Below are 25,661 nucleotides of genomic sequence, written 5' to 3' on the forward strand. Positions count from 1 at the left end.
TGCCGCCTCACAAATAGCTGTAGAACAGGCCATCCAGCAGGCGCGTCCAGCCGCTGACCAGCACAAACAGCAGGATTTTTAACGGCAGCGAGACCGTCATCGGCGACACCATCTGCATCCCCAACGCCAGCAGCACGTTCGAAACGATCAGGTCCACCACCAGAAAAGGGATAAAAATCAGAAAGCCGATTTTGAAGCCGTTTTGCAGCTCCGACAGCACAAAGGCGGGGATAATCAGCAGCGGGCTTTGCGGCGTAATGCTCTGCGCCATCTCTTTGGGCCACATGCGCGCGCCGTTCTCCTGCAAATGCACCAGAATATCCGGGTCGGTGTTGTGCGACATAAATTTCCGTAGCGGCTCGGCGCCGTTGCCGAAGGTATATTCCAGCCGTTCCATGCTGCTGAAATCGAGCGGCATCGCCTTGATGCGTTCGCTTGACTCATTAAACACCGGCGCCATAACAAACAGCGTGGCGGCCAGCGCGATGCCGTACAACGCCATGTTCGGCGGCACCTGCTGCACGCCCATGGCGTTGCGCGTCAGCATCAGCACCATGGAAATTTTCAAAAAGCAGGTACAGATAATCATTAACATCGGCACCAGAGAGAGCGCGCCGAGGAACAGCGCCAGCATCATCGGGTTAAGCGACTGCATCTCCATCACTGCTTTACCCGCCGTGGCCCAGAGGATTGAGGCTGCCCGGCAGCATATGAGTAATCTGTAATCCCAGCCGCCCTTCCACATCCACCAGCTCGCCTTTCGCCAGTGGAAAATCGCCGTGGCACAGCAGCGCCTCGCCCGGCTGAACGTTATCCACCATTACCGTCGCTCCGGCACTCAGGTGCTGTAGCTCTCCCAGCGTCAAACGCAGCTGGCCGCAACGCACCGTTAACGCCAGCGGCAAACCATCCAGCGCAGGCGCAGGCGTGCTCTGCCACGCCTCATCGGGCGGCGTAGCGGAGGCCATATCATCGTTATCATAGGGAAAGGTCACAGGCGCGATCTCCAAATCAGAAAGAGTAAAAAAGGCACGATCCGCCTCGCCAACCAGCTCGCCGCTCAGGCGTACGCCAGCCAGCTGCAGCGTGCCTTCTCCGCGCACCGAAAATGCGGCGCGCGTCGGCAACAGCACATCTTCCGGCCGCAGCTGACGCAGCTGCATGGCGCTTAACGTCAACGCGCCAAGGTTCAGCGGAAAGCTCAGCGGCAAATCAGACGGCAACGCCGCCGCCTCCGGCAGCCAGCCCGCCCGATCCAACAGGCGGTTCAGCGTGGCTATCGATGCCATCAACATGCTTTCTGAGTGGAATTCGCCAAGCCTGAGTTCCAGGCGAAGCGTAAATGGCGTGTGATTTATCTCATGCGCCGGGGAAAACTCACCAAACAGCGGCTGTAACTCCGCGCTCAACGCCTGATTAAACAGCGGCCAGTACCAGGGCGTGACTTCCGCCTCAGTGTACGGCAGCGCCGGACAATCAGAGAGTAAAGCCAGCACCGCTTCCGCATCGCTTAGCTGCACCACGCCGCTGCCGCAGCTAAGCGCCAGAGCGTTTTCCGGCGGCGCATCGTCGGTGAGAAAAAGCGCCAGCTGTCCCGTTTCACCCGCAAGCTGGTAGTGAAAGCGCACGCCCGCGCCGATTCGCTGACGCAGCGCTGCCTCTTGTTTTTCACGACGCGGCAGAGAGAGCTTCATCCCGCCTCCCGCTGTTCAAAACGCAGACGCACCCGACAGGCCATGCGCCGCCGCAGCGCCTGGCGACAGCGCTCCTGATGCGCCTCCAGCGCGTTTAACGCCGCCGGTGAAAAACGCAGCGCAATATCCCATCCGCCTGCGGGCAAATGCTGTAAACGCGCATCGACTTCGCCCAGGCGCGGCAGCAGCAGCGTCATCGCTACCGGGCCATCGGGCTGACGATCGGCAACGCGTCCCAGTTCCGCCTCCAGCGGCTGCCAAAGCGCCATCGGTGCGGCGGCCGGTGCGCTGTGCGTGGACGGCGGCGCATGGCGAGGCTGCGTATTCAGCTCCACCCCGCCGCTGCTAAAGGCGGGCGGCATCGGGGCGATATCCAGCAGCGTGCTGAACAGCATCCCATCCGGACTGGCGGCGGCGGGCGGCTCATCGCGGCGTTTCGTCGCGCTGCTCTGTGTGTTGCCCTGGCTGCGCTCGCTGCGGGTTTTATCAGCGCCGCGAAGGGGTGATTTCGCCTGCGGAGTTTGTTCCGGCTGTGGCTTCGCCCGTGCCGCCGTCGCAGGCGCATTGCGCGTTGGCTCGCGTTCCTGCGGCTGGCGCGGTTCACGCTCGCGCGGTTCCGGGCGGGGTTTGGCGGTAACGGCGCGCTCCGTAAAAGGATTCATGATGGCACCTCATTTTCCTGCATCAGCATCTCCAGCTTTTCCAGCTCCCGCTGACGCTGCTGGGTTTCCCTGCGCGCCGCCGCCAGCTGCTCACTTTGGATGGCGCACTGCGCGGCGTTTTCACGAATGATCTGGCGCTGGCGCTGCACCGCCTCGGCGGCCTTATCCTCTTGCTGCAGGCCGCGCTGCAGCTGAGAGAGCGGCTGATGCCCCAGCCAGGCGTCGTCAAATCCAGCACGCAGCGTTTGGTAATCGCTCTGCTGCTGCGCCAGCTGCTGATTGGCCACCTGCTTTTCCGCCTGCAAACGCGCCAGCTGCTGCTCGTGCTGACGCTGTTGGCGCTCGCTGCGGCGCAGGCGCTGACGGCGGATCGGCAGCAGCAGCGCAAAGGCTTCGCGCAGTCCGGCGGCAGCGTCTTCCGCCGCCGGTTCTTCAATGGCATTAATTCTCTGGCGCATGTTGGCTTACCTCGGAAAGATGATGCAGCGTCGTCTCCCAGTGGCTGGGCTCACGCGTGGCCTGGCGCAGATAGCCGTTGATCACCGGCTGCGCCTCCACCGCCGCATCGGTCATCGCGTCGTGTCCGGGCTGGTATTCGCCCAGGCGAATCAACATTTCAACCTGCTGCCACGCCGCCATCATGCGGCGCAGCTGCGTCGCGTCGCGCATCTGCTCGCGGGTGACCACGTTGGTCATGGTGCGGCTCAGGCTGGTCAGCACGTCAATCGCCGGATAGTGACCGCGCTCCGCCAGACGACGCGACAGCACGATATGGCCGTCGATCAACGAGCGCACCTCGTCAGCCACCGGATCGTTCATGGAATCCGCCTCGATCAGCACCGAATAGAGCGCGGTAATCGCGCCGTTTTCCGTCTGTCCGGCGCGCTCCAGCAGCCCCGGCAGCAGGGTATAGACCGACGGCGGTAGGCCGCCGCGTCCGGGCGGTTCGCCCAGCGCGAGGCCGATTTCACGCTGGGCGCGGGCGAAGCGGGTCAGGGAATCGAGGATCAACAGCACGCTTTTGCCCTGCTCGCGAAAGGCTTCGGCAATCGCCGTGGCGGTAAAGGCGGCGCGGGCGCGCTCCATGCTGCTGCGATCGGAGGTAGAGCAGATCAGTACCGTGCGGCTGCGCAGCTCGTCGTCCAGCTCATGATCGAGAAACTCGCGCAGCTCACGGCCACGCTCGCCGATCAGGCCGAACACAATCACATCACAGGGCGCATTACGCGCCAGCTCCGCCAGCAGCGTGGTTTTGCCGCAGCCCGCACCGGCAAACACGCCCACGCGCTGGCCAACGCCAATGGTCAGCATGCCGTCGATAGCGCGTACGCCGGTCGGCAGCGGCGCTGAGATGCGTGGACGCGCGGTAGGCGGCGGCGCATCGCCCAGCACCGGAATGGTCTGTTCCGCCTCGCCCGGCAGCGCAAACGCGCCGATGCCCTGCCCATCGATCGGGCGGCCAAAGCCGTCCAGCACGCAGCCCAGCAGCGCCTCCGAGACGCAAATGCTGTGCGGCAGATAAAGCGGCGTAACCCGTGCGCCCTGCGCAATGCCGTCCAGCGGACCCAACGCCGACAGCAGCGTATGCTGCGGGTTAAAGCCCACCACTTCCGCCATTACGCTCTCTTCCGCGTCGCGCTCGATACGGCAAAGATCGCCGATGCGCGCACGCGGCAGGCTGCACTCCAGCAGAATGCCGCTGATGCCGGTAATGCGCCCATAAACGCTTACCGCATCGCACTGACGCAGCCGCTGCTGCTGCTGGTTAAACCAGCTGTCGAGATCGGCGCGCATTACCATTTCACCGTAATGGGATCGCGACCGCCGAATTCGATCCGATCGTCAGTGATCGCCACCAGCCGCAGATCGCCAACCTGATCGCCAATAAACAGCCGATCGCCTTCACTGGTGACAATGTTGGCGCGCGATCCGGTGGCAATCTGTACGATGCGAAACGGCAGCGTTTTCTCCAACGGACGTACGGCGCTGGTTACCGGGGCCGCGGCGCTGTAACGCGCGTGAAAGCGGGTCATCATGCGGTTAAAAACGGTGATTTGCGGCTTGGTCAGGGTACCGCTCAGCACCAGGCGATCCCCCTGCTGGGTGATTTTTACGCTATTGGCCAGGTCGCGTTCGCGCAGCATGATTTGCAGCGGCGCACGCAGATCTTCCGCCGATGCCCAGGCGGGACGCGAACTTTCACCGGCGTTGGGCTGCGCGATGGTCGGCTGCAATATCCAGCTCACTACGGTGAAGCTGAACAGCAGCAGCAGGCCAAACATCACACCGCGCATCCAGCGCGGCGTTCCGGCTGGCGCAGGCGCCTCTTCCGCTATGGCGGCGGCGGGCGCAAAGGCGCTGGCGGGCAGCGCCGCCGCCTCATGCCACGGCGTACTCGCCTGTGCCACGCAGAGCCAGACACCCGCCAGTTCAAACGGCTCTTCCAGTTCGACGCCCTCGCCCTCGCTGGCATGCTCTTGTTGCGCCAGCCACCAGCGCGCTTCCTGACGATGCAGCCAGCGCTCGCAGCCCGTCACGCTCTCATCGCTGAGCAGCAGATCCGCCTGCGGCGACGCGCCAATCTGCCAGCAGTCGCCGCTGAGCGGTAACGCGGCTCCGCAGTGCAGCCCCGACAGTACGCGCAGTTCAAACATTATTCTCCCTCCCAGTTGGTGAGTGAATAAAAGGGCGCATCCGCTTCCAGACGTCCCAGCACATGCACCGACAGCGCCGGTTCCAGCTCAGCAAAAGAGAGCACCGGCACCTGATGGAAAGATTCCGCGATCAGCGCACGCAGCGGACCACGCAGATCCTGCGCCGCCAGCAGCACCATGCGCTGTTCATTGCCGGTGGTGAAGGCCTGACGAATTCGCTGATGCACCGCCTGGATCTGTTCCTGATTCAGCGCGAAGAAAATATCGTTTTGCGTCTGGCGCAGACTGTCGCGCAGCGCCTCTTCCAGTTCCGGCGCCAGCAGCCAGGCGTGAATGCCGTCTGGCTGGCTGTATTGATGACAAAGGTGAGTTTTCAGCGTAATGCGCACCTGCTCGGTTAGCAGAAACACATCGCGCTCGTGCTGACCATGCTCAATTAACGCTTCGGCGATGGCGCGCACCGAACGCAGCGGGATCCGCTCCGCCACCAGCTTTTGCAGTACGCTGGAGAAACGCGCCAGCGGCATCACGCGCTGTAGCTCCTGCGCCAGCTCTGGCTGTTCGCTCTCCAGCCAGCCCATCAGCGCACGGGTTTCTTGCAGGCCGATAAAGTGCGGGCTGCTGGCGTGAATGGCATTTTCCATGCGTTTTAACAGCAGCTCGGCGGCGCTCCAGCGCGCCACTTCCTCGTTTTCCAGCAGCGGATGATCGGGCGGCAGCCAGAGATAGTCCGTTTCCTGACGCGTACTCTGGCCCAGGGCGGGCTGCGGCGCAGGCTGCGTCGGAGCCGGTAATGACGCTTCGCCCGGCTCCGGCAGTGCGGGTGCATCCTCAGGTTGCGCCAGCTGAAGCTGCTCACTCTCGCTCAGGCTCGCCAGCCAGCGCGCCTCCACGGCCACGCAGGCGGTATTAAAGGTGCCCACCACTTTAGGGATCTCATAAACCGAGAAGCGGAATTCATCCGCACTCAGCTTGTCGCTGAATTCGATATCAAACGCTGGCAGAGTAAAACCGAAGTTGTAGACGATGCGGTTGCGCAGACGGCGGATCTCCTGCACCAGATCAAGGGTTTCCGCCTTGCCGCGACAGTCGCCAGGGAACTGAATCAGGTAAGGCCGCGTCGGGTTGAACTGGCGCAGATCTTCGCGGCCGTTCAGTTCCGGCGGGATCACTTCGTTTTCGATCTGCGGCTGCGCCAGCCGTAGCGTATGCCGCGCGCGCCATACCTGAAAGCCGCCGCTGCTCAGCGTAATCAGCGCCAGCAGGGTGAACACCATGCCTGGCATGCCCGGCACCAGCGCAAACCCCAGCATCCCCATTGAGGCGAGGATCCACGCCTTTGGCTGACTGGTGAGCTGCTCGGCGATCTCACGGCCAATATTGGGCGTTTCAACCGTGTCGTTATCGGAAGAGACGCGCGTGATGATCATCCCGGCGGTAAGCGAGATCAGCAGCGCCGGGATCTGGGCGATCAGGCCGTCGCCAATCGTCAAAATCGAGAAAACATGCAGCGCCTCGCCCGCCGTCATCCCAACCTGCAACACGCCGATGCTGATGCCGCCGATCAGGTTGATAAACAGGATCACCAGCGCGGCGATGGCGTCGCCCTTAACGAACTTCATCGCGCCATCCATCGCCCCGAACAGCTGGCTCTCTTTCGCCAGATCGCTGCGGCGCGATCGGGCCTGATGCACATCGATCAGTCCGGCGCGCAGATCGCTGTCGATCGACATCTGCTTACCGGGCATCGCGTCGAGGGTAAAGCGCGCCGCCACTTCCGCCACGCGCTCCGATCCTTTGGTGATCACCAGAAAGTTCACCACCGTCAGGATCAAAAACATCACCATGCCCACCGCCAGGTTGCCGCCGACCACAAAGCTGCCGAACGCCTCAACGATATGCCCCGCGTCCTGCTGGATCAGGATTTGGCGCGTGACGGAAATCGACAGCGCCAGACGGAACATGGTGGTTAACAGCAGCACCGCCGGAAAGGTGGAAAAGGCCAGCGGCTTCGGCAGATACATTGCCAGCACAATCAGCAGTGAAGAGAGGCAGATGTTCAGCGCAATCAGCGTATCGATCAACGCCAGCGGCAGCGGAATAATCAGCATAAACACCAGCGCCATGGCAAAGGCGGCGCCGACAATTTCAGAGCGCTGCATGGCGCTGATGGCGATTTTATTGAGAATTAAAAATAAGCCGTTCATCTTACATCTCTCTGGCGCTGCGCTCAGGCGCCGCGCGCCCGTTTACGTTCGTTATCCAGCAGCATGGCGCTGTGATTTGCCAGCAGCGCCAGCGCGGTTTTGCGCCCATCCTTCACTTTCCACAGCGCCAGCGGCAGGCTGCGCACCAGTGGCAAGATGCCGTTAAAAAACACCGACAGCTGGCGGGCGTTGGGATGCGCCACCACGTCGTCGCCCAGCTGCTGTAAATCCTGCTGCCAGGCACCGTGATGGCTGAGATGCAACAGGCGGCGCGTCAGATCCACCGCGCTGACGCTATGCAGCGTCATTTTGCCCGCCATGCGATCCAGCAACCTTTGGCTCTCTTCCAGCGTATGCCCTACGTGGCGCGCTTCCGTCAGGCCGTTCTGGATATGGCGCAGCGCGCCGGTGCTGATCGACGAAGCCAGCGCGGCGATATCGTCCGCCAGCGCGCGCTGTAAGGTGCGCAGACCGGGAACAAACTGCTGCGGCTCGGTATGCGCCAGCAGCAGATCGACCATGGCAATCGCCGACTGCTGATGCACGATGCTGTCGTAATAGAGGTTGCGCAGCGTCTGGCGCTGCTGCGGACGCGCGGTAAATTCAGCGAAAGCGGCGGCGGTATTGAGACCCGCGCGCAGACGCTCGCCGTGCTGGGTTTGCAGCGTCTCCAGATGGTTGCTGATGGTGTGACATAGTTCATCATCGCCCTGCTCGCGCGCTTCGCGCTCCATTACGCGCAACAGCAGATCGCAGCGGGCCGGATCGTTATCCAGCTGCGCCAGCAGCTCATCGGTATCCGCTGGCGGCTTGCGTTTTAGCGCATCGCGCAGCTGGCTGAGATGCGCTTCCCGCCGCGCCTGATCGCCGGAATCGAGCATGGCGTAAAGTTTATGCAGCTCAACCTTGCCCGCATTTTGCCGGTGGCGCAGGTGTTGCTGCTGCACGCGGCGCTGCTCTGCCTTTTTCTGGCTTTCGGCGCGCTCGGAGAACATCAGCCCCACTTCTTCTTTCATATCGTTGGCGCTGGCGGCGGCCGAATGCTCCGCGGCCCGGTTGGCATTTTTCGCCATGCCGCTGTCGGCCGCTTTCATCAGGGCTTTAAAAGGGTGCGGCATCAGCGGCAGCGTTGGGGTCTTCAGCATCGCCCGTTCCTCATCAGATTAACCCTGATTATGTGGCGCTGCCGCGGGCCGGGTTCCCTGAAACTGCAAATAAAAAAATTACCTCCGCGCTGAAATAATAAACCTGAGAAATTTGTGAAAAAAATGGCACAGCAAATAAATCCCTTTTTGCCGTTTTTGTCTCAGATATATCCTGGTCAGCCGTACGGCAAATAATAAAAACAAGCTGTTAGTTGATTTATTTTTCCTGGCACAGCGCTTGCTATAGCCAATGGGTAATCACACCTGATTCCTCTGGAGAAAATAATATGATCAACGTCACTGTCGGCCAGCCAATTACCGTTTCTGCCGTTGCTATCGACTGGTCGGAAATTTTTAAAAAAAATAATAAGAAATTACTGAATTTCATTCGCAAACGCGTGGCGAATCACGAAGACGTAGAGGATATTGCCCAGATGACCTGCCTTGAGGTGCTGCGCAACGGGCATAAATTTATTGGCGCTTCACGGCCGGAAACCTGGATGTTTGGTATCGCGATTAATCTGATCCGTAATTATTATAAAAGCCAGCAAGGGCGCTTTTTATTTGATACTCTGAGCGATGATATTCTTACCGATATGCATTATGACAGCGATCCGAGCGATATCACGGAAAACGAACGCGTTTTAGGCGCCACGCTTGCCTCGATCGAAACCTTGCCGGAGGATCTGAAAACCATGCTTTCTATTTTAGTTGGACATGATGGCAGCTATCAGGATGTGGCACAGCAGCTTAATATTCCGGTGGGCACCGTACGCTCGCGACTTTCCCGCGCCAGAGAAACCTTAAAAAGCCGCGTTTATGCCTGAGATTATTCTGATATTATGCGCGACGGATAAATTTGGCGGGAAATTTTATTCTGATGACACCGTACTGACATTTTAACGGTGCTGATAAATGATGTCAGAAAAGGGAGATTGCATTATTGCAGAACTATTCTCATTGTCTTAATCCCGCATTGACGCCGCCCGATAGTCTTTCATCTATCGCGCTGGATCGCATTCATGATGCGATTTATTTAGTGGATCGCAATCTGCGGATAAAATATGTCAACGAGAAGGCGTGCAAATTAATGGGCTATTCCCAGCGCGCCTTAATGCAGCTCAGTTTCGCCGTTATCGATCATGAATTGCAGGATAGCGATGTCACCGCGCTCTGGTGGAAACTGGCGATGCGCCCGGAAGGGATCACCTTTACCTCGCAGCATGCGCCCAGCCGGGGCGAACTGATCTCGGTGCAGGTTAGCTCCAGCCATTATCTGCACGGCGGCGAACCGCATGCGCTGTGCGTGGTGAGCGACGTGCGCGAGCTCAAGCAGAAAGAGGCGGTGCAGCTGCTGCGCGAAAAACAGTTTCGCGCGCTGGTAGAGAACTCGCCGGATATGATCGCCCGCTTCGATCTGTCGCTGCGCTGCGTTTACGTTAATCCGCCGGTGCTGAAGTGGTTTGAAGGGCGCGAGCAGGATATTTATCGTCGCCAGCTCACTGAAGCGGTGCCGCATAACGAGACCGGCATGGCGCTGCTGCGGCTGGTAACGCAGAGCATGGCGAGCGGCAATGAAGCGGAAGGTGAGCTGACGCTAACCCAGGGCAGCCGCCGTCGCATTCTGCATGTACGCAGCGTGCCGGAGTTCGATCTGCACGGCGAGCTGGAGAGCGTGCTTACGGTAGGGCGCGATATCACCGGCATTCGCCTGGCGGAAGAAGAACTGCGTGAGGCGCATCAGCAGCTGCGTCTGCTGGCGCGTAATCAGGAGACGCAGCGCGAAGCGGAGCGTAAGCATCTTGCGCATGAGATCCATGATGAGCTGGGACAGCATCTGACCTCGTTGCGCGTTGGCCTGTCGCTGATTCGTATGCAGTCGCCAGAGGCAGGCGCGGCGGTGCATCATCAGGTAGATAACCTGATGCAGCTGGTGGACAGCACCATTCAGGTGGTGCGCGACGTCTCTACCCGTCTGCGCCCGAATATGCTTAACCTCGGGCTGGTGCCCGCGCTGGAGTGGCTGCGCGATGAGTTTAACAAGCACAACGCCACGCGCTGTATTTTTATCCCACCCCATGAGAAAGAGCTGCGCCTGAACGACGAATGCGTGACCGCTGCTTTTCGTGTGGTACAAGAGTCGCTGACCAATGTGCAGCGCCATGCCAACGCCAGTAGCGTTTATATCTTTGTGAAACAGGATGGCGATAAGCTGCGGATTGATGTGGTGGATAACGGCAAGGGCTTTGATATGCAGCGTGTGCGCCCGAATGCCTGGGGGCTGCCGGGCATGGTGGAACGGGCGGCGATGCTGAACGGCAATGTCTGCATCGATAGCCGTCCCGGCGAAGGCACACGCGTCCAGCTGAGCTTTCCGCATCGCGCGCGCAGCCTTTCCCGCGCGCTGTTTAACAAGATTGATAAGTGAGCAACCCATGACGCAAGCCATACGCCTGATGATTGCTGACGATCACGCCATTATGCGTGAGGGACTGAAGCAAATTTTTCTGCTGGATAGCGGCATTAACGTGGTGGGCGAAGCGGCTGATGGCGGTCAGGTGCTGGAGCGCCTGCGCGAAGGCGGCATCGATTTGCTGCTGCTGGATATTTCCATGCCCGGCATCAGCGGCGAGGATTTAATTAATCGCATCACGCTGCAATATCCGGAACTGCGCATTCTGGTGCTGAGCATGTACAACGAACCGCAGATTGCCCGCCGGGTGCTCTACTGCGGCGCGCTGGGCTATATCACCAAGGATAAAAACCCGGAGGCGCTGCTGGGCGCGATTCGCCAGGTGGCGCGCGGCTCACGCTATATCGATCACGAACTGGCGCAGGAGATTATTTTTTCTCAATATCAAAGCGGCGACCGTCCGCCGCACGAAAACCTAACCATGCGTGAGCGTCAGATCATGATCATGCTGGCGCACGGCGAATCGATTAATGCGATCGCCGATGCGCTGGTGATCAGCAACAAAACCGTCAGTACCTATAAGTCACGCCTGATGAAGAAAATGAAGTTCACCACCAATGCCGATATCGTGAAATATGCGATTAGCCATCATCTGGTGCAGTAGCGCAGGCGGGATAAAACGGTGGGCGCACAGAAGGAGAAGCTGCCGGTAACGCCTTCGCAGCGGGAGACGTTACCGGCAAGGGGAACTGCGTAGTTACTGGATTTCGACCGTTAACTCCGGCGCGCCAAAGCTCACCAGCTCGGCGTGCGATGCCGCGAAATAGCGCTGCCAGAACGCTTCAAGCTGCTGCATCACTTTGCCGGAGCGATAGTTATTTTTCGCGCCGGTATCAATAAGCCCTGCGCCCGCCACGTAGACTTTCGCCCCGTTAAAATCAGCAATCAGGTCTTGCTTAGTGACTTGCGCCATCTCGGTTTCTGCCGCAAGGGAGCGGATACGGTTATTGCTGTAAAAACTCACGAAGTCGCTGTTTTCCAGCATATCCGACACCAGCAGCACCGATTTTTCAGCGGCCGGATCGCTTTGCAAATCTTCCGCGATGCGCTTCAGGCTGCCGAGGATTTCGCTTTTCGCTACGCTGTCGCCCTCGGCGGCAAAGCTGGCAGCCATTAATTTACCGATGCTCTGGCTGAAATAGTGCTTCTGCTGTAACAAACAGGCATCCAGCTTTTTCAGGCTCTCCATGCCCATGTTGTTACGCGCTTTCTGATCGGTAAACAGCGTTTCCAGCTTGCCGTCATAGACCCGCTTCAGATAGTTATCCTGTAGCAGCGCCGAGAATTGATACAGCACCACGCGATCGCCTGGCTGCACGTAGCGCAGAACATGCTGCCAGACCGACTCTTTCAGCGGCAAAGGGACTTTCACGGTTTGATCAATGATTATCACCAGCTCACGCCCGCTGTCAGCCGGACGTACGGCATCCTGCTTCAGAAAGTGATAGCAGCTGGGAATATCGTTGCGCTCTGCCGCCTGCGTGCCACAGGCGATCGCCAGCAAAATTAACGCAAGCCAGGCCTTCATGCCTCCCCCTTCGCCCTGGTACGGTTAAGCAGTTGCTGAACGCGCTGGCGCTTGATCAACGCCTCCAGCGACAGCCCCTGATCGTCGGCAATCAGCGCCAGCTCTTCTTCGCTCAGACCGGTTAGTTCGCCCAGCGCGTCAAGACGCGCTTTTTCGTCCTGCGACGCGGCGTGCGTGGCCTGAACAAGCGGTTCAGCCGTCGGTGCCGGTGCAGCAGGCGTTGCCAGCGGTTCAGCAGCCGGCGCCGGTGCCACAGGCGTCGGCTGAACAACCGGCTCAGCGTGCGCGCGCGTTTGCGCCTGAACGCTTTCTGCGTGGTGACGTTGGTTTAACTCATGCGCAGCGGATGCCTTGTCACGAATTTTTTTATTAACGTAATCATCAAAAGTCGGCAGTTCATTCAGCTGCTGGCTCTGGCTGCTGGTGCGCTTCATCAACATGCGGTTTTGCAGAGCGCTGAGCTTCTCCTGCGCATCACGCTCGACACGCTCGCGGCGCGCGCTATGCCAGGCGGTGAACTCTTCCGAGCCGCTGAAGTTACCCACATACTTCGCCGCCATTTTCGATTCGATACCGGCAAAAGAGCGATAGATGCCGATAAGAATACCGATCAACTGGACGCCGACGAAAATCACCGAAAGGATGATAAAGGTCAGCTTAGAGGCAAACACGCGGTTATGGTTGATCTCGTCCGATGCCTGGCTATCGGCTTTGGCATTATCCGCTGCGGCCTCAGCAGGCAGCTCAAACGGCGAACTTTGCGTTTCGCTCATCTGGCTGAAAGGCGAGCCGTTTACCGTCTGCGTATCAATGGCATCGATGGTGGCCGCGCGCACAAAATAGGCGCCGACCGCAAAGAAAATAATCAGCGCCAGCGCAATCACCGTCGCCCAGTATTGCGGCCTGGCTTCCACGTTAGTGTTCACGCGGTTGCGCATCTGGATGTAATTAGGCTGATCGTCATCAACGTCGCTGTTTTCCAGCGAGACATTGTTCGCTTTGGCTAACCCTTTTGCGTTGCCGTCATGGCGCGCATCGGTATACCAGTAGCGAATCTTTTTCAGCAGGGTATTTTTATGCAGCTCCGCGCCCATTAAGTGGGTGGCTGGCACCAGCACCACACCGATTAAGATGGAGATCACAATGGCGGAAAACTCCGCCTGATTAGCGGAAATGTTATTCGCAATAAAGGGTGACAGCACCAGGGCAAAAATAAACGCCTCAAGCAATACTAACGCCACGCTACAGAACCACAGCAGCGGCCCGGTTGGCTTGCGTCCGCGCTCATCCACCTTGTTCAGGTAGTTGACGCATTGATGATAGAAATTGGCGCTGTGATTAAACGATTCATAATAGCGCCAGTATTTGGCGCACAGCATTTTCTCTGCAGGATACCAGGACTTGCCATCCGCTTCAGCGCGGCGCGGCTCATTGCTGCGCGACAGGCGAGCCACCAGGCCGATAACCGGCAAGCCGCTAAAGAAATTCAGAAAGAAATAGCTGACCTGATTCCACCAGCGAATAAACACAATGGTTAAAATCACCAGGGCCAGTAATGGCCAGAAAATATAGCGATAAAGGGAGATCGCCTCGGCGATGCTTTGGAAAAGTTCCATTCTCTGTTTCCTTGATTAGCTGCGGGTCGGGCTGTAATTCGCCACCCAGGCATTGCTGTGACTGGTGTAAAAAAGCTGGCCCTGCTGCGCTTTAGTGGCGTTTTTCGGCACCAGCAGATCGATACAGGAGAGCGGCTGCTGTTTCTCTGCCGGCAGGTAAACCCGATACAGAATGCTCTCTTCGCCTTCCCATGCATTTGCCACGGCGCTGATGGGCGCATCGGCCTTGCGGTTGCCGCTGCTTTGATAATTGCGGGTAATGTAGACTTTCGGATCCGCCACCACCGCAGCATTATCTTTCAGCACTTTTACCGGCGAGAGCGTGACCAGATGGTTATTGACCAGCCCGGCCCAGGCCCGACCATTCATGCCGTTGAAATACTCCCGCGTCTGATGCGCCTCGATCGCTTTGCCGCTGGCGAGATTTTTCGCCATGCCCGCGACGCGCGCGCTGTCGGTCAGGCAGCTTTCCGTTACGCCGCTGGCGTTGGCCTGTGAAATCAACGAAAACCCGCTGCTGCGCGGTTTAAGATTGGCCGCCAACGACAACGTGGAGGGGCTTACCGCCTCACCGCCGAAATCTATCCAGTTTTTGCTGTTTTCCGTGCCGGTTGCCGCGGTGGTGGTCGGTTTGCTCGCTGCTGACGCAGGCGCTTTTGGCGCGCTATGGGAAACCACAGCAGGACGTTTTGCGGGCGCTTTAGCCTGTGAGGTGCTGGCGGGCTGGGTGCCGTAACGTAAATAGGCGAGGTTGTTGCCTTCCTGCTCTACCCGCTGACGCAGCAGCGCTTCGTTTGCCAGACCAACGATCTCAACCCTGCGGTTTGCCGCCCTACCGTCGTAAGTGGTGTTATCCGCCAGCGGACGCGACGAACCCGCGCCCTGGAAATAGAGTTTCTGCGGATTGAGACCCGCCTGCTGCAAAATGCGGCCAACGCTCTGTGCCCGCTGTTCCGATAGCTTTTGGTTCCAGCTGGCGCTTCCCGTGGCATCGGTATGACCCACCACCAGCACCACGCCGTTTTGATCGCCCTGCTTCATCGCGTCCGCGATCTTTTTGACCTGACGCAGCCCGTTGGCAGAAAGCTGAGCGCTGTTAGTAGCAAACATGCCGCGATCTTCCACCTGAGCCACCAGCCCAACGGTTTCCGTGCCGCCGGTCTGCTGCGCCTGAAGCGGCTGGCTTTGGATCTTGATATGTTCTTCCGCGGCGATTTGCGCCAGCGCTTTTTCACGACTTTGCCAGACGTTGCCAGCCATACAACCGGCGATGCCGCCGACCAGTCCCCCGGCTACCGCTTTGGTGGCATCCTTAGTGAGAAGGTATGTTACCCCTCCACCTAATGCCGCTCCGCCTATACAGCCGATGGCCGTACCATAATTTTGTCCAGCCTGATGCAGGCTGGCGCAGCTTGAAGTCAGCATAACGACAGCGGTCAGCGACCCCACTTTCCTGAGATGACGGCGTTTCACGTTCTCTCCTTAATCCTTTTCCATGCCGAAAATAAAGCGGTTATTTGAGCAAGCGCTGTGCCAATGCGTTTTTATATAACGCGTAATTTTTTTGGCGAATATCGCGTCTTTTTTACGTCAGGTTGCGCAGCGCTTATCGCTGCCCCGACGGTTAGAAAAAACATCTCGCGATACAATTAGTTAACCAAACACAAATTAACAGCCGATAATTATTATTTTTTGGTTTACATAACAGAAAATCTGGCAAAAAGCGCAAGCGTCGCGTAAAAACCGCGCCGCCAATTTAACCGGTTAACTGTAGAAAACCTTATGGATTTTAAAGCGCGCCTATTATTATCGGCTACCTAAACATTGTCCAGAATTTATGCCGACGGGTTAAAGTGACATTGCCTGGCAGGAAAAAGCGCAGGCGCATCCGTTGCCTGCCCGGCTATCGACCTGAGATAAAGGGAGCGGTAAATGGTTTATTACGATGCGTACGCCATAAAGACCCAGGCGCAGGATGCGGAAAAGTTCGTGGCGTTCTATCAACGCTGGATAGAAGAGGTGGATATTGATGCGGCGCTGAATGTGCTGATGATTTCCGCGCGCTATTATCAGCGTTTCGCCGTGCAGTCAGAAGAGGAGTATCAGCGCGATTTTGGCCGCTGTATTTACCCGCTGTTGCAGCGCTTCCCGGCGCATCGCGAGCGCATTTTACACACCGAGCGCGACTGTCGGCTGATTCATCAGGCGTATAACGCTTTTTTCCGTCGAATAACGGTTCTGGATAAGCGCTATCAGAAAGTGACCGGCGGCGCGAATAAGCTTAACGCCTTTTTAATCTGCGCGGAAATAAACCTCAGCATTATGCTCTCGCTGATTAAACCTATTCCCAGCGCCCGGCTGGAGGCTATTTTCCCGCTGGTGGTACGCATGGCTGGCCTGCCGCTGGCAGAAGAGGTTACCCCGGAAAACACCAAAGCGATTGATATGCTATTTGATCAGGTTTCCAGCTATACCGGCCATATATTTAAACAGCTGCGGCAAAACCATACGCTGGATCTGGAATATCAATGTACCCGCGAGGGCGTCGCCGCCACCGGGGAATGGATAAAAGAGTGGGATGATTTTGATTCGCTTAATCGCATCAGCGATCTGTTTCGCTTTTGCCAGGCGGAAATAACACGCGTCGATGCGCAACATATTTCATTGCAGGTTGACGAGCGCTGCGCCTATAAAGCCTGGGAAGTGGCGCGTTCCCGCTTTACCATGCGCGGCATTAATCTCTGGCACGACATCCAGCGCCGGTTAAAAAACCAGCCCGATTTTGTGGCACAGCTCAAGCCGCTGATACCTGACTGGATGAGTGAAAACGATTTTTTCTCGGTCGCCTATTTTAGCGAAATGGAAAATATGCCGCCGGAAGATCTTTACGGGGAATATGGCGGCGTCACGATTTATGCCTGGATTCATGCTTATGAAATGCTGGTGACGCTGGCGAAACGGGAGATGGACGCGCGCTTTCAGCGGCAAACGCCCGCAGGCCTTACGCTGCAAGAGTGGGTGATCTACCGGACACGCGATGAATGGATCCAGCTGTTTGCCGCGGGCGGCCTTTCCTGGACCAGTGCGGCGTTAGTGACCGACTATTTTACCTTTGACGACAGCGCGATGGATATGAGTGACTGCCCGCTGCTTCCCTGCGGCGACGGCCTTTGCCTGTTGCCTTCTATCGTTTCGATGAGCAGCGCGACGCGCTCCTTGCTTTCACTGTTTAGCGCGAAAAACCTTCAGCTTGACGATAAAGGCAAAAGCCATGAACGGCAGTTTATTCAACACCTCAGAGACGCCGGTTTGCGCGCCGCGCCGCTCTCAGTGCGGCAGGATTATGACTGTGACTGTGTGCTGGAGATTGACGATCATCTGTTTTTTATCGAGCTGAAATCCAACGGCCAGCCGGTACATTTTAATCGCTATTATCAGACGCTGGTGAATATCAGCGGCGACGGCGCAGGCCTGCGTGAGAAATGCTGGATGCATCAGGTGACGCGCTATACCGACTATTATGTCGCGCGCCCACAGCTGATACGCGACGCGCTGCAGCTGCCCGCCACATGGCAGCCGAAAGGCGTGCATAAGCTGATCGTGACCACTTCAATGCAGGGCGATATTCATCATCAAAACGGCTGTTATGTGGTCGATAAAACAGCATTTTACAGTTTTATCGATCGTCTTCCCGGCGTGATAACTGAGTTTAAAAGCGGCAAGCCGACGCCGTTACAGCATGCAGGCAGTGAATATTATCACGGCGAGATCACGATTGATAAGATGCTGGGATTTTTAACCAGCCTGCCTTCGATTGCGTTGAAGAGAAGCCGGGTGCAGCAGCGGAGCTATGAGGTGCGCTGCGGCGCGATGACGCTGGCTTATCCCTTTTTCGATATCTGGCCTGCATTTGAACGCGTGGTGCAAGAAGATGGCAGTGAGGCTGTCAGGATGTTGTAGGTTGGCCGGGACGAGATCCAACAATAGCTTTTGGATGAGGGCCGATCAGGCTGCGAACCTGACCATCGCAAAAGCATATTGAAAGAAAAAGGGGGCCGCAAGCGGCCCCCATGAGTTTTGACTCAGAAATTCCAGCTGAAGCCTGCGTTGACGCTGTTATCCTGATGGTTTTCCGATAACAGCCCGCTGTAGCCCAGCGACAGATGAGAGTTGCTGTTTAACGCCACTTCGGCGCTGGCTTTGATCACCGCGCCATCCCGCGAAGCAGAGACGCTATTCACCACAAACGGCGCGTTGCTGCCGTTGAATTTCAGTCCGGTTCCCCGATCCAGATCGCCGTACTGATGCTGCCAGCCCAGTTCCCCACGCAGCGCGACTGCGGTTCCGCCGTTCACGTCCCATTGCAGATCGGAGCGCAGCCCCAGCGTTGAGAAGGTCGCGTCGGTGTGCTGCTTGTCGCCATGCAGCGCCGCCGCCCCGCCCTGTTCAGCGATGCGGTTGTTCTGGAAGTTTACGTAAGAGAGATTGGCGAACGGCTCGATATTCACCAGCCCTGCCGGGATGCTGTAGCCCGCTTCAGCAAAGAACTGCTCGGTACGCGCACTGTATTGTGCGTTAGCGCGATCGTACTGGCTGCCGTAGCTCACAGCGCGCGAGGTATCGAAACGATGCCAGGTGTAACCGGCACCGGCACGCAGCGCCAGCGCGCCATACTGTTTGCCGCCGTAAACGCCCAGATGGTAGTTATCGCTGTCGGCATTCGCGCCGTAGCCGCCGTCCAGCGAGGTGCGGGTGTAGCCCGTCGCCACGCCCATACGCGCGTCGTCTGCCCAGGCGGAATCCAGCCCCAGCAGGACGCCGTAGGTGGAAGCCTGATAGCCGGTGGCGCTGGCATCGCCGGAAGCGTGATCCCACGCGCCCAGCAGTTTCGCCCAGGCACCGCCTTCATCGGCTTTGATGTCGGTTGAGCCCGCCAGCCCTTCCGCCTGACGCAGACGATCGTTGAGCGTATCGCGCAGATAGCGGCTGTCGTTGACCTGCGCCGAAGCGATATCGGCATGCACCTGACCGGCGAGCTGACGGAACGCCTGGCGTGCCTCGCCCGCCGAGGTGCTCAGCAGCAGGCTTTCATAAACCGGATTGCCCGCGCCCAGCGCTTCTGCCGCCTGCGCGACCGCGCGCTCGTTGGCGGTTTCCGCCACGCTGGCGAAGGTGGCATCGTTACGCCCTACCGCCAGCGTGAGCTGGTTCGCCTGATAACTGAGTGATGTGCCGAGGAAGGTAGAGGCGTAGCTCGGCAGCAGGCTGTCGAACTCACCGTTAATGCCCTGTTCTGCCGTCAGGATGCTGTAGCGCCCCGTGAGGGTCTGCATTTCGCTCTGGCTCAGCAGGTTGCTGCTGTTTTCCAGCGAGAGGGTGACTTCGCCGCCGTTGATGGCGATGGCGCCGGTGCTGGCGATGCGGTCGCTGCGTCCCGCAGGCGCGACTTCAACCGCATAGCGCGATCCTGGCTCAAAGGTAACGTCGCCGTTGACGTTCAGCGTGCCGATGGAGTTGCCTGGCGCGACGGTACCGCCATTGGCAACGGTTAACGATCCGATGCTGCCCGATCCGCCCAGCACGCCGCGCTGTTGTACCGTGACGTTGGAGGTGACCGATCCGTTAATCGCCAGCAGACCGGCGTTAACCAGCGTTGGGCCGCTGTAAGTGTTGGTGCCGGTAAGCCAGAGCGATCCTGCGCCCTCTTTAGTCAGGCCGCCGTGGCCGGAGATGTCGTTAGACCAGAGGTCGAATCCGCACTGCACGTCGTTACAGAGACGTTGATAAGCGGTGTTGGCATCCACCGTCGCGCCGATACCGGGAATGTTGGCGACAAACTGCGTCGGACCGTAGGCAACGCCGTCGGGATCGGGTACGCGCAGCGCTTCGGGAATATCTTCGACGGTGTAGAACATACCTGGCCCGTTAATCGCTTTGCCGAGGTCGATCATCCCCCAGCCGTAGAGCTCATCAATGCCCGCTTCGCCCATATCAATGGCGGTGGTTTTCAGTACCTGCGCAATCTGCGCGCCAGTCATATAGGGGAAGCGTTCCATTAATACCGCCGCGCTGCCGGAGACGTGCGGCGAAGCCATGGAGGTACCGCTGTAGTTGGCGTAGCCGGTGGTGAGGGTGTCGAGGCTGTTGCCTTCAATAACCGAGCTGTAAACGCGCGAGCCGGGCGCGGAGACGCAGAAGCTGGCGGTGTAGCCGCAGCGGGAGGAGAAGCCGCTTAAGGTGTAAGGCACGCTGTTGGTGGATTCGGCATCGCGCGCGACGCTGGCGACGGTGAGCCAGGTGGGCGTGATATCCGGCACGAAGTACGCCAGGCCTGCGATGGCGTCGGGGTTGTTAAGGTTGTCGTCGTTACCGGCGGAGAAGATGGTGATGATGCCGCTGCGCGCGTCGTCGATGGCGCCCTGGTAAGCGCCGCCGGGCACGGTACCGAGGATTTTTTTAATTTGGTCGAACTGGGCTTGTGCATCTTTGACGGTGAAGTGCGGGTAAGCCGGATCGCTGCCGCCCTGGGCGAATTTGTCGGTGATGCCGATGCCCCAGCTGTTGTTGATGATGCGCACACCGCTTTTTTTCAGCGCATCCCAGCCTGCTTTATAGACCGCGCCATCGTTGCCGAGGATGATGCCATCTTCCGGGCCAGGATCGCCATTTTCCGCACTGATGATTTGCGCGTTGTAGGCGACGCCGTGCATAACGCCGCCGTCGCGGCTGCCTGCGGCGATACCGGCAACGTGGGTGCCGTGCGATCCCAGCGTACCGTCGGAGTCGACGCTCGGCGTGCCGTCATAGCGGAAGGCATCGCCTGCTTTTACCGGAATGTAGGGATCGGTGTAGGCGCGTATGCCTTCGGTTACGAGGTTTTTAACTTTGTCGGTACCGACAAATTCGGGATGTTTGGCATAGACCGACTGGTCGAAGATACCGACTTTAACGCCTTTGCCGCTGTAACCTGCGGCGTAGGCCTGGTCGGCGTTGATGGCGCCCAGGCCCCATTCGGCGTTGTATTCGCTGCTACGCCAGCTGGAGGGGTTACCCGCTACGCCCTGTTCAATGTAATTGTTTGCTGCCGCCTGCCCTGCTGTTCCCAGGCAAACCGCTACCGTCAGCGCACTTAACCGTACGCGTTTTCCTTTTTTCTCAGAGCGCATTGCACGCTGAGGCACAGCCAACCTTCTGCTTTTATTTGCCATTGCAGATACCGTCCGTTATTGGTTTTCAGATAAGGATTTTTAAGTTTTTTATTTGCAAAGCATGAAGCACCGCCCTGATGAGGCGGTGTAAATATCAGGTTTGGCAGAAAAGTCTTATTTCCGCCAGTAACAAAAGGAAATATACAGACGTAAAAAGGTGATTATCCTCATATTATTTTCATATATTTTACGCTTTGCTTTTTGGCATAAATTCGAAATTAATAATCAAGAAGTTATTTGTTTAGCTACGGTGGGAATGTTCTTAAAGGCGCATTTTTGCGGGCGTGAACGGGTTTAATTACTTAACGTGCGTTATTTTATTTGCGCGGTGGATTTTGTTATTAGCAGAAATAAATAGAGGAACAGGAGAATAGGTAATAAGCGGTGGGGTTGGGTTGCTGATGGTTAGGTGATGGCGCGGCGGGTTGCATTGCTGATGGTTAGGGCGATAGCGCGGCGGGTTGCATTGCTGATGGTCAGGGTGATAGCGCGGCGGATTGCGTGGGCTGGAAGTTTGCGGGGGCGTCAGCGGCGGGATTGCGTGGGCTGGGAGTTTGCGGGGGCGTCAGCGGCGGGCGGGTCGTTCCGTAAAGACGCAAAAGACGTCATCCATGACGGCTCGGCCCGCGCCGTCCCTGGCGCGGGACGCTTTACTACACGACCCGCCCGCCGCTTCCCATACTTCTGAGTCGTCTGTTTGCCGCTTCTTACGCTATCGAGTTGCCTGCCTGCCGCTTCCCAAACTATAGAGCCGCCTGTTTGCCGCTTTTCAGGCCACTGCGTTGCTGGTCTGCCGCTTGCTGAACTGTTACGTTGTCGGTTCGCCGCTACCCAGGCTGCTGGGTTGGTTGCCACTGCTGATCTGCCAGCGAGGTATATTTTAATGGTCAAGTATCGAAGTGCGGGATTGAGGGAGTGGGAGGGCCGGGGCCGTGAGGCGGACCTCCCGCGCCAGGGAAGGCGCGGGCGGAGGCCCCAGGGATGGGTGCATGCCGTGCCGCCGATGGCCCCGGCCCTCCCGCGACCAGCACGAACCTGTTACAGACTGATTCCCGAGTCCCGCGACCAGCACGAACCTGCCGCAGATTGACCTCTGGGTCCTGCGACCAGCACAGACCTGCCACAAACTGGCGTCCAGATTCCACAACCAGCACGAACCTGCCACAGGCCGTCACCCAAACGCTCACACAACTAGCACGAACCTGGTACAGACTGACGCCCAAGCCTCGCGACCAACGCCATCAATCCAAATCCGCGCCGTTACTGGCGATCACCTTCTTATACCACCAGAACGACTTCTTCCGCGTGCGCGCCAGCGTCCCCTCGCCGCGATCGTCGCGGTCAACATAGACAAAACCATAGCGCTTACTCATCTCGCCGGTAGAGGCTGACACCAAGTCAATACAGCCCCAGCTGGTATAACCGATAATCGGAATACCATCATCAATCGCCTCTGCCATTGCGCGAATATGCTCGCGTAAATAACTAATGCGATAATCATCTTCAATCTCGCCCTTCGCATTTATTACATCCTTCGCGCCCAGGCCATTCTCCACCAAAAACAGCGGTTTCTGATAACGGTCATACATCATATTCATGGTAATGCGCAGCCCCAGCGGATCGATGCCCCAACCCCACTCGCTGGCCTCGATAAACGGGTTCTTTAACGACTTCACGATATTCGCCGCGCTGGTATTGTTGTTATTCATATCCGCCGACGCGCAGCGCGAAGCGTAATAGCTGAAAGAAACGAAATCGACCGTATCTTGCAGAATCTCTTCGTCGCCTGGCTGAATGGCAATCTCAATGCCCTGCTCACGAAACATGCGCTTTGTCCATGCCGGATAGGCGCCGCGCGCCTGCACATCAATAAAAAACAGATTCTCCCGATCCTTTTCCAGCGCCGCCCATACATCTTCCGGCTTACAGGAATAAGGATAAAAATTACCGCCCGCCAGCATACAGCCAACCTGATTTTGCGGATTCACCTCATGAGCAATCTTTGTCGCCAGCGCACTGGCAAGCAGCTCATGATGCGCCGCCTGATATTTTACCTGCTGCGGATTTTCGCCCTCGGCAAAAACCAATCCCGCACCGGAAAACGGGCTGTGCAGCAAAATATTGATCTCGTTAAAGGTCAGCCAATATTTCACCAGCCCGTCAAACGCCTCGAAACAGGTGCGCGCATAACGCGTAAAAAAGTCGACCATTTTACGGCTGCGCCAGGAACCATATTCTTTAACCAGATGCATCGGCACATCAAAATGACAAAGCGTTACCAGCGGCTCAATATTATATTTTTTGCACTCGTTAAACAGATCGCGATAAAAAGCGATGCCCGCTTCATTAGGCGTCAGCTCGTCGCCCTGCGGATAAATCCGGCTCCAGGCAATTGAGGTGCGAAATACCGTGAACCCCATCTCAGCCATTAAAGCGATATCTTCTTTATAACGATGGTAGAAATCGATCGCCTCGTGGCTGGGGTAAAATTCATCATCGCGCCACGTAAAGCGGGGCTGCTGGCCCAGCTTTACCGCCAGACGATCGCTGCCGTGCGGGATCATATCCACCGTCGCGGGCCCTTTACCGCCTTCACGCCACGCGCCTTCGGCCTGATTCGCTGCGATTGCACCGCCCCATAAAAATCCTGCGGGAAATTTGGTTTCCATATGCATCCTCTGTTAATGCGTTTTAACGGCCTGAGACGCGGCGGGCCAGGCGGCGGAAGGTTCGGCCTTCTGCTCGCTTTCTTGCTCTACCGGAATGTCCTCAAAGCCCAAAATCAAAGTAATAAAGAAAGAAAGCACCACCGCCAGCGCCATCACGGCAAAGACCCAAACGATGCTCATCGGATTAGCCGGATCGAAGAATTGCACGCTGGTAAACAGCCCCGGCGCCGCCATTGAGTGGCTTGCCAACCCGGCAAGACCGGCGACCGCGCCGCAGATAAAGCCGCTGATCAGGCTGGCGATCAGCGGGCGCTTCAGCCTTACCGCCACGCCATAAAGCGCGGGTTCAGAAATACCGGCGACGATCGCCGAGGCGGCAGCGGCCAGCGCCGTCTGACGCAGTTCCGGATTTTTGGTGCGCCAGGCGACCGCCAGTGACGACCCGCCCAGCGAGAGGTTCGCGCCGATTTCCGAAGGCATCACCATGCCTTCCTTGCCGGTTTCAGCAATGGTTTGAATGATGGTTGGCGTAAAGACGCGGTGCATACCGGTCATGACCAGCAGCGGCCAGAGTGCGCCCATGATGGCGACGGAGAGCCAGCCAAGGTAATGATGGATGGTGTAAACCACCGCTGAGATGCCGCTCCCGATCCAGATACCCAGCGGGCCAATCAGCATGATGGCGATCGGTGCGGAGATCAGAACGATTAGCATCGGCTTCAGGAAGTTTTTCGTTACCGCCGGGGTGATTTTATCCACCCATTTTTCGATGTAGGAGAGGATCCAGGTCATGCAGAGCGTCGGGATCACCGTGTAGGTGTATTTCACCGCGGTTACCGGCAGCCCGGCGAAATCCACCGCTTGCCCCTGCGCCGCTTTCGCCATCAAATCGACGAAGTTGGGATGCACCAGCACCCCAGCGATAGCGATCGCCAGCGAGAGGTTGGTTTTGAATTTTATCGCGGCAGAGGCGGCAACCATGATCGGCAGGAAGAAGAACGCGCCGTCACCGATAACGTTCAGGATCGCGATGGTGGAGGATCCCTTTGGAAAAAAGCCGGTCATGTCGAGGATCATCGCCAGCAGTTTAACCATCGATCCACCGATGATCGCCGGGATCAATGGCGACATGGTGCCGATCAACGCATCAAGGATCCCGGCGCCGATGCGTCGTAGGGTGAGTTTTCCTTTTTGCGGTTCCGGTCGCTGCGCCTGTGCGCCTGCGGGCAAGCGTTTCAGCACTTCGGCATAGGCCTGGGAGACGGTGTTGCCGATGATGACCTGGCATTGATTGTCGTTTTGCACCACGCCCATGACGCCGGGAATTTTTTTGAGCGTCGCCGTATCGACGCTGCGGTTGTCGTTCAGTACAAAGCGCAGGCGCGTCATGCAGTGCGTTACTGCTGCCACGTTATTACCACCACCAATCGCATCGACTATCGCGTGCGAGATTGCCGCGTAATTCTTTGACATGAGTGTGAAACCTCTTGTTATGACGCACCTTTACCGCAGCTTGACGGTTTTAGTGTTTATTCAAAGGGTTGGGTAAGCATAAGGGCGCTGAGTTCCTTATGTTTGGGTATGAATCACAATAGGTAACCGGTTTCACATCAGATTGGTTAACTGCCAGAGCAATATCAACTGTTATCTTTTTCGGCGTTAAGGATTTGTGATTAAGATCGTGCTGATTCCTTTCAGTTTTGTTTGCAGGAAACGCACTGATGCCAGATCCGTGCTAACCGCGAGGCTCGGACGTTCGTCTGTGGCAGGTTCGTGCTGGTTGAGAGGCTCAGAGGCCAGTCTGC

General features: G+C 57.8%; 18 protein-coding genes. 4 read left to right on the forward strand and 14 right to left on the reverse strand.

Features of this window, described 5'->3' with window-relative positions:
* Nucleotides 1–7 precede the first annotated feature (7 nt).
* The 8 genes from sctR to sctW are packed head-to-tail and all read right to left on the reverse strand — an operon-like array spanning nt 8 to nt 8,362.
* Nucleotides 8–661, reverse strand: coding sequence for a type III secretion system export apparatus subunit SctR (gene sctR, locus J2X14_RS09200; RefSeq protein ID WP_352411085.1), 654 nt, complete (start codon nt 659–661; stop codon nt 8–10).
* 7 nt (nt 662–668) lie between these two features.
* A complete protein-coding gene (locus J2X14_RS09205) occupies nt 669–1,694 on the reverse strand; it encodes a FliM/FliN family flagellar motor switch protein (RefSeq protein ID WP_352410914.1) in 1,026 nt (341 codons plus the stop codon).
* Complete coding sequence (locus J2X14_RS09210; RefSeq protein ID WP_352410915.1) at nt 1,691–2,356, reverse strand: type III secretion system HrpP C-terminal domain-containing protein; 666 nt, start codon at nt 2,354–2,356, stop codon at nt 1,691–1,693. Before J2X14_RS09210 ends, J2X14_RS09205 begins: the two co-directional genes overlap by 4 nt.
* The gene (locus tag J2X14_RS09215) at nt 2,353–2,814 is read right to left on the reverse strand and encodes a type III secretion system protein (protein ID WP_352410916.1); all 462 of its coding nucleotides are present in this window, start codon (nt 2,812–2,814) and stop codon (nt 2,353–2,355) included. The genes J2X14_RS09210 and J2X14_RS09215 overlap by 4 nt, the downstream gene beginning before the upstream one ends.
* Nucleotides 2,798–4,156 (reverse strand): type III secretion system ATPase SctN, encoded by a 1,359-nt coding sequence (sctN, locus tag J2X14_RS09220; protein WP_352410917.1) that lies wholly within the window; start codon nt 4,154–4,156, stop codon nt 2,798–2,800. The genes J2X14_RS09215 and sctN overlap by 17 nt, the downstream gene beginning before the upstream one ends.
* Nucleotides 4,150–5,010 carry an FHA domain-containing protein gene (locus tag J2X14_RS09225; protein ID WP_352410918.1) on the reverse strand — a complete coding sequence of 287 codons (861 nt, stop codon included), beginning with the start codon at nt 5,008–5,010 and terminating at the stop codon, nt 4,150–4,152. The genes sctN and J2X14_RS09225 overlap by 7 nt, the downstream gene beginning before the upstream one ends.
* Nucleotides 5,010–7,217: an FHIPEP family type III secretion protein gene (locus tag J2X14_RS09230; protein ID WP_352410919.1), complete on the reverse strand. Its 2,208-nt coding sequence runs from the start codon at nt 7,215–7,217 to the stop codon at nt 5,010–5,012. The genes J2X14_RS09225 and J2X14_RS09230 overlap by 1 nt, the downstream gene beginning before the upstream one ends.
* Nucleotides 7,218–7,240: 23 nt before the next feature.
* Complete coding sequence (sctW, locus tag J2X14_RS09235) at nt 7,241–8,362, reverse strand: type III secretion system gatekeeper subunit SctW (RefSeq protein WP_352410920.1); 1,122 nt, start codon at nt 8,360–8,362, stop codon at nt 7,241–7,243.
* A gap of 287 nt (nt 8,363–8,649) precedes the next feature.
* On the opposite strand from sctW, the gene J2X14_RS09240 reads away from it, so the two are divergent.
* From J2X14_RS09240 to J2X14_RS09250, 3 genes are all read left to right on the forward strand, one after another.
* A complete protein-coding gene (locus tag J2X14_RS09240) occupies nt 8,650–9,189 on the forward strand; it encodes an RNA polymerase sigma factor (protein ID WP_352410921.1) in 540 nt (179 codons plus the stop codon).
* A gap of 116 nt (nt 9,190–9,305) precedes the next feature.
* On the forward strand, nt 9,306–10,790 hold the full coding sequence (locus J2X14_RS09245) for a PAS domain-containing sensor histidine kinase (RefSeq protein ID WP_352410922.1): 1,485 nt from the start codon (nt 9,306–9,308) through the stop codon (nt 10,788–10,790).
* A gap of 7 nt (nt 10,791–10,797) precedes the next feature.
* Nucleotides 10,798–11,439 carry a response regulator gene (locus tag J2X14_RS09250; RefSeq protein WP_352410923.1) on the forward strand — a complete coding sequence of 214 codons (642 nt, stop codon included), beginning with the start codon at nt 10,798–10,800 and terminating at the stop codon, nt 11,437–11,439.
* Nucleotides 11,440–11,532: 93 nt separating this feature from the next.
* Here J2X14_RS09250 and J2X14_RS09255 read toward each other — a convergent pair whose 3' ends face one another.
* Genes J2X14_RS09255 through J2X14_RS09265 form a run of 3 tightly spaced genes read right to left on the reverse strand, consistent with a single transcriptional unit; the run spans nt 11,533 to nt 15,452 of the window.
* Nucleotides 11,533–12,363: a hypothetical protein gene (locus J2X14_RS09255; RefSeq protein WP_352410924.1), complete on the reverse strand. Its 831-nt coding sequence runs from the start codon at nt 12,361–12,363 to the stop codon at nt 11,533–11,535.
* The gene (locus tag J2X14_RS09260) at nt 12,360–13,979 is read right to left on the reverse strand and encodes a hypothetical protein (protein WP_352410925.1); all 1,620 of its coding nucleotides are present in this window, start codon (nt 13,977–13,979) and stop codon (nt 12,360–12,362) included. Before J2X14_RS09260 ends, J2X14_RS09255 begins: the two co-directional genes overlap by 4 nt.
* Nucleotides 13,980–13,994: 15 nt before the next feature.
* Nucleotides 13,995–15,452, reverse strand: a complete 1,458-nt coding sequence (locus tag J2X14_RS09265) for an OmpA family protein (RefSeq protein WP_352410926.1) — start codon at nt 15,450–15,452, stop codon at nt 13,995–13,997.
* 459 nt (nt 15,453–15,911) lie between these two features.
* On the opposite strand from J2X14_RS09265, the gene J2X14_RS09270 reads away from it, so the two are divergent.
* Nucleotides 15,912–17,939, forward strand: a complete 2,028-nt coding sequence (locus J2X14_RS09270; protein WP_352410927.1) for a hypothetical protein — start codon at nt 15,912–15,914, stop codon at nt 17,937–17,939.
* 122 nt (nt 17,940–18,061) lie between these two features.
* Here J2X14_RS09270 and J2X14_RS09275 read toward each other — a convergent pair whose 3' ends face one another.
* The 3 genes from J2X14_RS09275 to ascF all read right to left on the reverse strand — a co-directional run bounded on the left by J2X14_RS09275 (nt 18,062) and on the right by ascF (nt 25,329).
* Nucleotides 18,062–21,187 carry an autotransporter outer membrane beta-barrel domain-containing protein gene (locus tag J2X14_RS09275; RefSeq protein ID WP_502889983.1) on the reverse strand — a complete coding sequence of 1,042 codons (3,126 nt, stop codon included), beginning with the start codon at nt 21,185–21,187 and terminating at the stop codon, nt 18,062–18,064.
* Between the two features lie 1,241 nt (nt 21,188–22,428).
* A complete protein-coding gene (locus J2X14_RS09280; RefSeq protein ID WP_502889984.1) occupies nt 22,429–23,856 on the reverse strand; it encodes a 6-phospho-beta-glucosidase in 1,428 nt (475 codons plus the stop codon).
* Between the two features lie 12 nt (nt 23,857–23,868).
* Nucleotides 23,869–25,329, reverse strand: a complete 1,461-nt coding sequence (ascF, locus tag J2X14_RS09285; RefSeq protein ID WP_352410929.1) for a PTS cellobiose/arbutin/salicin transporter subunit IIBC — start codon at nt 25,327–25,329, stop codon at nt 23,869–23,871.
* Between the last annotated feature and the right edge of the window lie 332 nt (nt 25,330–25,661).

Source organism: Mixta sp. BE291, from assembly GCF_031457955.1.
Taxonomy (GTDB): Bacteria; Pseudomonadota; Gammaproteobacteria; order Enterobacterales; family Enterobacteriaceae; genus Mixta.